This window comes from Candidatus Neomarinimicrobiota bacterium (assembly GCA_022573815.1).
GTDB lineage: Bacteria > Fidelibacterota > SORT01 > SORT01 > SORT01 > JACZTG01.
The window spans coordinates 45,311-53,614 of record JACZTG010000015.1 but is presented as its reverse complement, the minus strand read 5'-3'; the positions used below and the strand labels follow the sequence as shown (position 1 = coordinate 53,614).

Annotated in this window: 5 protein-coding genes; 2 read left to right on the top strand and 3 right to left on the bottom strand. The window is 42.0% G+C overall.

From position 1 onward, the window contains the following. Window positions 1-693, top strand: a 693-nt coding sequence (locus tag IIB39_07440; protein ID MCH8928530.1) for a hypothetical protein, incomplete at its 5' end; no start/stop codon positions are given. Between the two features lie 276 nt (window positions 694-969). Next, a complete protein-coding gene (locus IIB39_07435; GenBank protein ID MCH8928529.1) occupies window positions 970-1,359 on the top strand; it encodes a hypothetical protein in 390 nt (129 codons plus the stop codon). On the opposite strand, the gene IIB39_07430 is transcribed toward IIB39_07435, so the two are convergent. The 3 genes from IIB39_07430 to mltG are packed head-to-tail and all read right to left on the bottom strand — an operon-like array spanning window position 1,336 to window position 8,239. Next, window positions 1,336-4,995: a tetratricopeptide repeat protein gene (locus IIB39_07430; protein MCH8928528.1), complete on the bottom strand. Its 3,660-nt coding sequence runs from the start codon at window positions 4,993-4,995 to the stop codon at window positions 1,336-1,338. The two genes, IIB39_07435 and IIB39_07430, sit on opposite strands and share 24 nt — an antisense overlap. Window positions 4,996-5,006: 11 nt before the next feature. Continuing rightward, entirely contained in the window at window positions 5,007-7,196 is a 2,190-nt protein-coding gene (locus IIB39_07425; protein MCH8928527.1) for a UvrD-helicase domain-containing protein, read from the bottom strand. After that, a complete protein-coding gene (gene mltG / locus IIB39_07420; protein ID MCH8928526.1) occupies window positions 7,193-8,239 on the bottom strand; it encodes an endolytic transglycosylase MltG in 1,047 nt (348 codons plus the stop codon). Before mltG ends, IIB39_07425 begins: the two co-directional genes overlap by 4 nt. Window positions 8,240-8,304 lie beyond the last annotated feature (65 nt).

Sequence of the window (8,304 nt, the reverse complement as noted above, 5' to 3'; positions counted from 1 at the left end):
ATTACCACGCAAAATATTGAAGATCTTGTGATTACATACTCTCCGATAAATGTTTCTGAGAAAATTGATAGGTTGTTGTTAAATTTTTCAAGATTGTCAAATTTCCCCGGTCATAATATTAAAATAGATGTGGATAACGCTTATCCGCTCGCATATGCGGCCAATAAAAGAGAATATGGATACTACGACAGACATTTACGTGAATCTGACTTTATAAATAAGGATACTCAAAGTGATAGAGTATTATTAACAGTAAAGGGATGGAATAGAGTCCATGAGATGAGTTTGCCTAGAATTAACTCTGAAAAGGTTTTTGTGGCAATGAATTTTGATGAAAAATATGATCAGTTATATGAAGACGGTATCGCACCAGCGATAGAAAGTACAGGGTATAGATCATATAGAATTGACCGCGAACAACATAATGACAAAATTGATGATAAAATTCTTGCTGAGATAAAGGAGAGCAAGTTTATAATCGCCGACTTTTCCGGACAGAAACACGGAGTATATTTTGAAAGTGGATTTGCGTTAGGATTAGATATTCCAGTAATTTGGACATGCAAAAAAGGGGAGACAAAAAAATTACATTTTGATACTCGACAGTATAATCATATTGTCTGGGAAACGATTGAAGATTTAAAAGATCAGCTTGTTAACCGGATTAGATTTTTAATTGGGAAAAATATTTAAATCAACAATAGGAACTTACCGTTGACGGCCATCTAATCCACTAACTCTTGGAGGCAACTCACTTGATGAAATGTTACCTGAATTAACAAATATAATCGATAAGGCACTAGAAGGAGATTCAATAGATAATTTCCACGGAAATATGGGCAGACTCACAGGCAAATCTCTAAAACTAATGAGAGAAGAACTTGGGCTTGATATTTAGTAATGATAATTAAATATTGAGGCAATGAACACGGAGATTGCCTCAATTAAAATTCTAAACCTGAGGTAAATATGGATTCTACAATTATCGCTTCATTTTTGAGCTCATTACTTGTGGGTATATTCGCATTTGTTGGAGTCAAATTACAAACCAAAGCAAATGAAAAAAACATATCAAAACAAGTAGAAGAAGGATTGAAAGCTAATATTGAATTACTTAATAAAGAACATGATATCTATAAGGAAAGAAAAAAATGGGATTTGCAGTTTGAGTTTTATAAAGAACTATATAATCTTATAGTGAAGGCTACCGAGACTAATAATAAAGATGAGGAATTAAACTTACTCCATAAATTAGGTTCTTTACTGCTTAGATCAGCATTATTATTTGAGGATCGTGATATAAATACTACACATCCTTCTCTTCTCTCCTCACCCCTACCCCTCCGAAATTTTTCCTGATTGCAGGAGAGAATCTATTCGCTGTTGCGCGAACTTTCCGAAACTACTTTGCGTTCCTTTTTCACTTATTATCTTCCGATAAAGGATAGCCGATTTTTCATAATCGCCTAATTCTTCGTAGGCGTTACCCGCTTTCCACCAGGCGGACGCGCCCCAGTCGAGTTTTGTCGGTTTCCCCAGATAAGAGACCTTCAGGTATTCCGCTATAGCCCGTGAGTAATCGCCCGTGTTAAAATAGCTCTCTCCCAGCCAGAAGAGAATTTCCGCGGACGATTCGGAGTCGGCATACGGAAGCAGCGCCTCCCAATGTTCCACAGCGCGCTCGTAGTCGCCGATATTCATCAGCAGGCTGCCGATTTTCATCTTCACATTGAATATGTTCTCTGAATATGGATATTTCTCCGAAAACATAACCGCTGTGCTGAGCGCGGGCTCGAGCAGTCCCGCTTCTTCGTAACTTCTTATCAAGCCTGAATACGCTTTCTCCCTCGAATCAGCTGATTCGGGATGATCGATGGTTTTTTTATAATATTCTATAGCGTCGTTATACTGCTGCGCCGACTGAAATATTTTACCGATAGCAAGATAAACTTCGGGAAGCAGGTCGCTTTCCGGATAGTTATCGGCTATCTCGCTTAATCGAATTAAAGCATCCTGTTTTTTATCATCTAATATTTCTAAAAGACCGAGCTCGAATTCGGATGACGCTCCATATCGGCTTTCGGGAAAGTTCTTCGTTATTTCCTTGAAGTGCCGCTTTGCGGCGGCGTTCTTTTTCTTATTCTTGAGATACATCCCTCTTTCATACAGAAGCAGCGCGCGCTCATCATTTGTCGCCGTGTTCAGATGACGGTTTTTAAACCGAGCCTCCACCCGTTCCGCATCGGTTATCTTTCCCTCACGGAAGTAGCAGGTAAGAATTTTCAGAGTGAATTCCTTGTTCTTGGCAGCCGGCAGAAGACTTTTAGCGATTTCATATTCGCTCCGCGCAAGGGGATAATCTTTAGCGTCAAAGTACAGATCCGCTAATTTTGCATGAAAACCTGACGCGACATCAGCTTTCCATTTTTTCTTGATCAGAGATTTCAGCAGCGGCTTAATCTTCTGAGGATCGTTTTCAGACTCATAGATAGATATCAGAGCTTGCGCGGCGATAGCGGAATTATCCCCGCCTCCGCTCCATTGGAGATACCGTCTGTAGAATGACTTCGCCATCCGCGTATCGCCTAACTTTTCCGATGAAGAACCCGCATAATATAATTCCTCTCCCACCACCGGAATATTATAAGGCAGCACCAGATTGGAAAACCATGACCGCTCGCCGCCGCCGGAGATAAAATTCTCCAGCGCAAGTTCGTATTTGCCCGCGTTGTAATAGACCATACCCCGTTTTGAGCTAACGCTGTCAACGTATTCAGAGTAATAATGATTTTCTATAATATCCGAGTACTGCTTCATCGCCTCTGCCTGCTTTCCCGATTCAAACAGAGAATTTCCCATCAGGTATTTCGCTCTCACAATATCCGCTCCCCCCGGATACCGCCTGAGGTAATAAGAGAGGTCCAGTCTTTCCCTCTCTCCCGAATTCTCGCGGGCGCTGATTGTCGCTATCCGCATAGAGGCTTTTTCTGATTCGGGACCCATCGGAAATTCTTTTAGAATCCTCTCAAACGTTTTACGCGCGTTTCTCAAATTGCCGGCAGACATTTGATAATTTCCAATTTTAAAAAGCGCTTTTCCGATAAATTCTGATTTAGGATATCTTTTCAGAAACGACCGCATTGAGCTGAGCTTTTCCGCATCTGTGCCGTCAACCAGCGTTGCCAGAAAATACGCAACGGAAGAAATATTATCATAAAACGGATACTTCTGCGAAAGATCTGTCAATACGAATCGAGCCTGCTGATGATAAAACTTCTCCATTTCCTTATCTTGTTCGATGCTTGCTTTAGCGGCAAGTTTAAGGTTTATATCTCCAAGCATAAACAGAGCCGTGGCCTTAACAGAATCTGAGGCGGCGGATTTTAATATATTTTTCAGCATCCTCTCCGCCCTCTCGAAATCTTTCATCTCTTCGTAATAAATCGAAGCCAGCTCCATCTGAAGACCCTCGCGCGGCTTACCGCTTATCAGGTCACCCATCAGCCCGGCGAGCCGCTCAAAACCAATTTCGCTTTCTTTCCTAATCTGCTCTTCGATGTGCGTTGATAAGACTTCAGCATTTTTCCCGCTGCTGCTTCCCGGAAAGAAAGCCGCTAACCGTTCGAGTTCTTGCAACGATTCTTCGATCAATCCGAGCTCGAAATAGCTTTTTGCCAGACCGAAAGAAGCATCGTCGGACATAGGATTCTTCACGGATTTTTCAGTCACGAGTTTGTAATAGGTGACAGCGGATTCATATTCGCCGAGCTGCTGATATAGCTCTCCTGCGCGGAACGCAAAATATGTCCGTTCATTTCCGGCAGGATTATTTCTCAGATAGCCGACAGAATAGTTCAGCGCCGCTCGAGTGTCTTTTAGCTCCAACGACAAGTCAACCAGCCTTTTCAGTGTTTCTTCGTTCAACTTCATATCATCGGCGGAGCCCTGCCGCAGCACCTTATCATAATAATTCAGCGCCTCTAAAGGCTTTCCCGCTTGTTCGGACGCATAACCGAATCTAAAATCCAATAAAGTCTTTTCATTTTCCGATAACGATCGCACGTCTATTTTCCGATATTCTTTTAAGGCTTCATCATAATTTTCCGAAAGCGTTTTAGCATCGCCCATCCGCAATAACGCCTCATTTTTCAGTTCTCTTCCGGTCAATTCCTCAACGGATTTATATCTTTTATACGCGGAATTATAATTTCTTCCTGATAATTCCAGGTCTCCCAGCAGCAATAAACCCTTCTGAACTTCTTCATCATCTCTTGATAGTTTGGCGAGACGTTGGAGAGTTTTTGCCGCTCCCTTATAATCCGATAATTTAGTTTGTATTCTCCCTTTCGAATGCAATATGAGAGATAGATGTTTTTTCGAATGCGTATGCTTTACTGCGAGCTCAAGCTCACTCAAAGCCTCAACATACCTATCTTTATTTTCATAGACGGTCGCGCGGACGGTCAAGGCGACCAGAGAGTTTTCACTTTCCGGGTTAAGAGTGAGGAGTTCCTGAAGTATTGACAAGGTCAGGTCATCCATCCCCCCTTTCAGATAGTTGAATCCGCTTGCAAGATATGCCGACTCGACAAACTTACTCTTGGGATAATAGGCAGTGAATTTCTTAAACGTAACAGCCGCAGGAATAAAGTCTCCCAGCTGCTCACTTGAGAGAGCGGCACGCTTGAAAGCCTCTTCCGATTCGGGAGTACCGTGATACTCCTCTTCTATCTGAAAATATATTCTCCGGGCGTCACTGAAATTTTCAAGGCTGTAATATGAATTTCCTAATAAACTCAGCGCATTCATTCTAAGCGGGGAATCAGGATAGCTCTCCAAAAACTCGTTCAGCTGGGAAGCGGCAACATCATAGAGTTTATCTTCATACAGTTTGGAAGCGAAAATAAACTTTTCATTATCATCAGTTTGGGAATAAAGAGGCCCGAAATTGAGGAACAGAAGGAGCAAGATAAGAGAACAGTTGAATCGATTCAAATATGCCTCCGCTATGAAATAACCTCTAACTTGGCATAACCGGCGAGTAAATTCTTGGTGCCTACTTCGCCGAAATCCACGACGAGTTTCAGGTCGCCATGATCGGGAGTTACCTCCAAAACCTTCCCTTTGCCGAAAAGTTTATGCGATACTATATTTCCGGCTACAATTTTATATTTTGAATCAGCTGTTCCTTTCTTGGAACGATACGGCTTTCTCGCTCTTGAAACAGAGGCGGCTTTTAATTGATTAATTCTATACTCAGGCTGAACAGTTTCAATATTTTTTTCATCAATTTCAGACAAAAAGGGTGATTCTTTGGACGGAGTGAAATTTCCGTATGTTCGACGAACTGCTGCGCTTGTAAGATAAAGCTTCTCTTTAGCCCGCGTCATTCCTACGTAAAACAGTCTTCGTTCCTCTTCGATATTTTCGCTCTCGCCATTTATATCGGCTTCACGAATAAGGGGAAGAAGTCCGTCTTCGCAGCCTGCAATAAATATTACAGGAAATTCCAATCCTTTTGAAGAGTGAAGAGTCATTAGCTTAACTGCATTCTGCGCCGAATCTAAACTGTCAATATCGGATACGAGCGCTACATTTTCTAAAAAACCGTCAAGATCGGTTCCCGGGTTCTGTTCGCAAAATTCGGAAATGCTGTTAAAGAGTTCCCTGATATTTGCTTCCCGCTGCAGCGATTCTTCCGTGCCTTCCTGTTTCAGCAATTTTCTTATCCCAAGCTCCTCATCTAACACTCTTACAAGTTCCTCAAGGGGAAGTTCCTTTTTTAATTCGGTATATTTTTCGATCAGTTTTCTAAATCCGGTCAAGCTTTTTTTCTGTTTCGTCCCGATTTCTATCTCATCTAAACGTTCTAAAGCCTCCCAGAACAACAGTTTGTTGCTGAGGGCGAACTCCTTGATTTTTCTTAAAGTCACCGCACCTAAGCCACGGGGAGGATAATTAATAACTCTCTTCAAACTTGCCGAATCGTTCGGATTAGAAATCAGCCTGAGATAGCTCAACAGGTCTTTGACTTCTTTACGATCATAGAATTTCACACCGCCGACTATAACGTAGGCAATTCCTTCCAACCGAAGCGCTTCCTCCAAAACCCTGCTTTGAGCGTTAGTTCTGTAAAGTATGGCAAAATCTTTGAAAGTTCTCTTTTCGTTAAAAATTTCTTCCTGTATATACGCCTGAATCTGGGCTGCTTCACTCCTGTCGTCAGAAGTTTTAATAAAGGTCACCACTTTACCCTCAGCGGAATCTGTCCACAGCTTCTTCTTTTTTCTCTTCTTGTTGTTTTTAACAACGCTGGAAGCGGCTCCGAGTATGTGCTTAGTAGAGCGGTAATTCTGTTCTAATTTAAATACTTTGGTATCAGGAAAGTGTTTCTCGAAATTCAATATATTGGAGATGTCGGCGCCTCTCCATCCATAGATTGACTGATCGTCATCTCCGACCACGCACAGGTTTTTATCTTCTCCTGTGAGATAGAGCAGCAGCTCGAATTGCGCCCTGTTCGTGTCCTGAAACTCGTCAACGAGAAGATATTTGTATCTATCTCTGTATTTTGTTTTCAGTTCCTCATTGTTTCTGAATAACTCTAACGGTTTGAGTAACAGATCATCAAAGTCGAGCGCAGACGATCTCTTTAAAATTACATTGTACGCGGAGAGTACTTCTGCGGTTAATTCGTTAAAGTAACCTCCCTTTTCCATCAAGTCTCTCGGAGTCAGCATATTGTTCTTTGAACGGCTGATAGCCGACCTGAATTGCTTTGGTTTATAATCGCCGGACTCGATTCCCAAGTCTTCCATTACCTCTTTGATGACCGAAATCTGGTCCGAGCTGTCATAAATGCTGAAATTACGCGGCATACCCAATAACTCACATTCCTGTCTGAGTAGCCTTGCGCAGGTCGAATGAAACGTGCTTAGCTGCACTTTCGCCGCTTTCGCGCCTAAAATCTTTTTCATCCTTTCACGCATTTCCTCCGCTGCTTTATTCGTGAAAGTTACAGCCAGAATATTTTCAGGACTTACGCCCGCCTCCTTAATAAGGTAGGCAATCCTATGAGTTATAACTCTCGTTTTGCCGCTCCCGGCGCCGGCCAATATCAGTATCGGGCCGTCCACCGTTGTGGCGGCTGCCAATTGTTCCGGATTTAACAGTTCTTGGAGATTTAACCCGCTCACTTTGTGTTCTCCAACTGCTGTCTATCATATTCTTGTCTCAATTTCCGTAATTTTTGTTTCGCTATATTATGTTCTTCCAGCGTATTGGAAAACGTATGATAACCGTCACCTGTTGCTACAAAATAAATAAAGTCAGTTTCTGCCGGCCAGAGAGCCGCTTGTATTGACGGAAAACCGGGATTACCTATCGGTCCGGGCGGAAGTCCGCTGTGCCTGTAAGTATTATAAGGTGATTTGATAAAGAGATCTTTTCTTGACAACCTTCGGGGGCCGTCAGTTAATATATATTGTATAGTCGGATCCGCCTGAAGCCGCATACCGTTGTTAAGTCTGTTATGATATACAGATGATACTATCGGTCTTTCTTCATCCTGAACTACCTCGCCTTCAATAATTGAAGCAAGAGTGATAATTTCTCTTACTGACATAGAAAGTTCTTCTGCTCTCTTTTTTTCCGCCTCACCGAATTTTTCAAAGAAGAGAGTCACCATCCATTGTATCATCGATTTTTCGTTCATACCAAAACTGAAATGATATGTGTCGGGGTACAGATAGCCCTCTAAATGAGGAACATCCATACCAAGACTCCTTATATATGCAGAGTCCGACAGATGGTTTTTAAATAGCGTTTTATTTATATCGAGTTTATCAGCCAGTTCTTCGGCAATCCTTCTGGCGCTCCAGCCCTCTAAAAGAGTCACTACGATAGGCTCCACATCGCCCGAAGTTATCAGATTAAATATTTCATAAAGCCTTGAGCCTGCCTTGAGTTTATATCTACCGGCTTTAATGAGTTTATCAGCGCCAAGCATTCTACCCGCCGTTGTAACTTCTCTTCGAGAATCGGTAACTCCTAAAGATAACAGGCTGTCTGCCACCTGACCCAAACTCGCTCCCATAGGAATTGTCAGGAGGTAATACTCTTCATCATCATTTGGAAGCTGAATACCGGTCATCAGTAAAAAATAAAAAAGAAGTGAAAACAGTATTAAAACGCCGCCAGCGACAATCACTCCAATATTTATTTCAAAAGTTTTCTTCATTATTTAATTTTGCACGTCCGAAAAAAAGACGAACATCAATTTAGAATTATCACCTATCCAAGTCA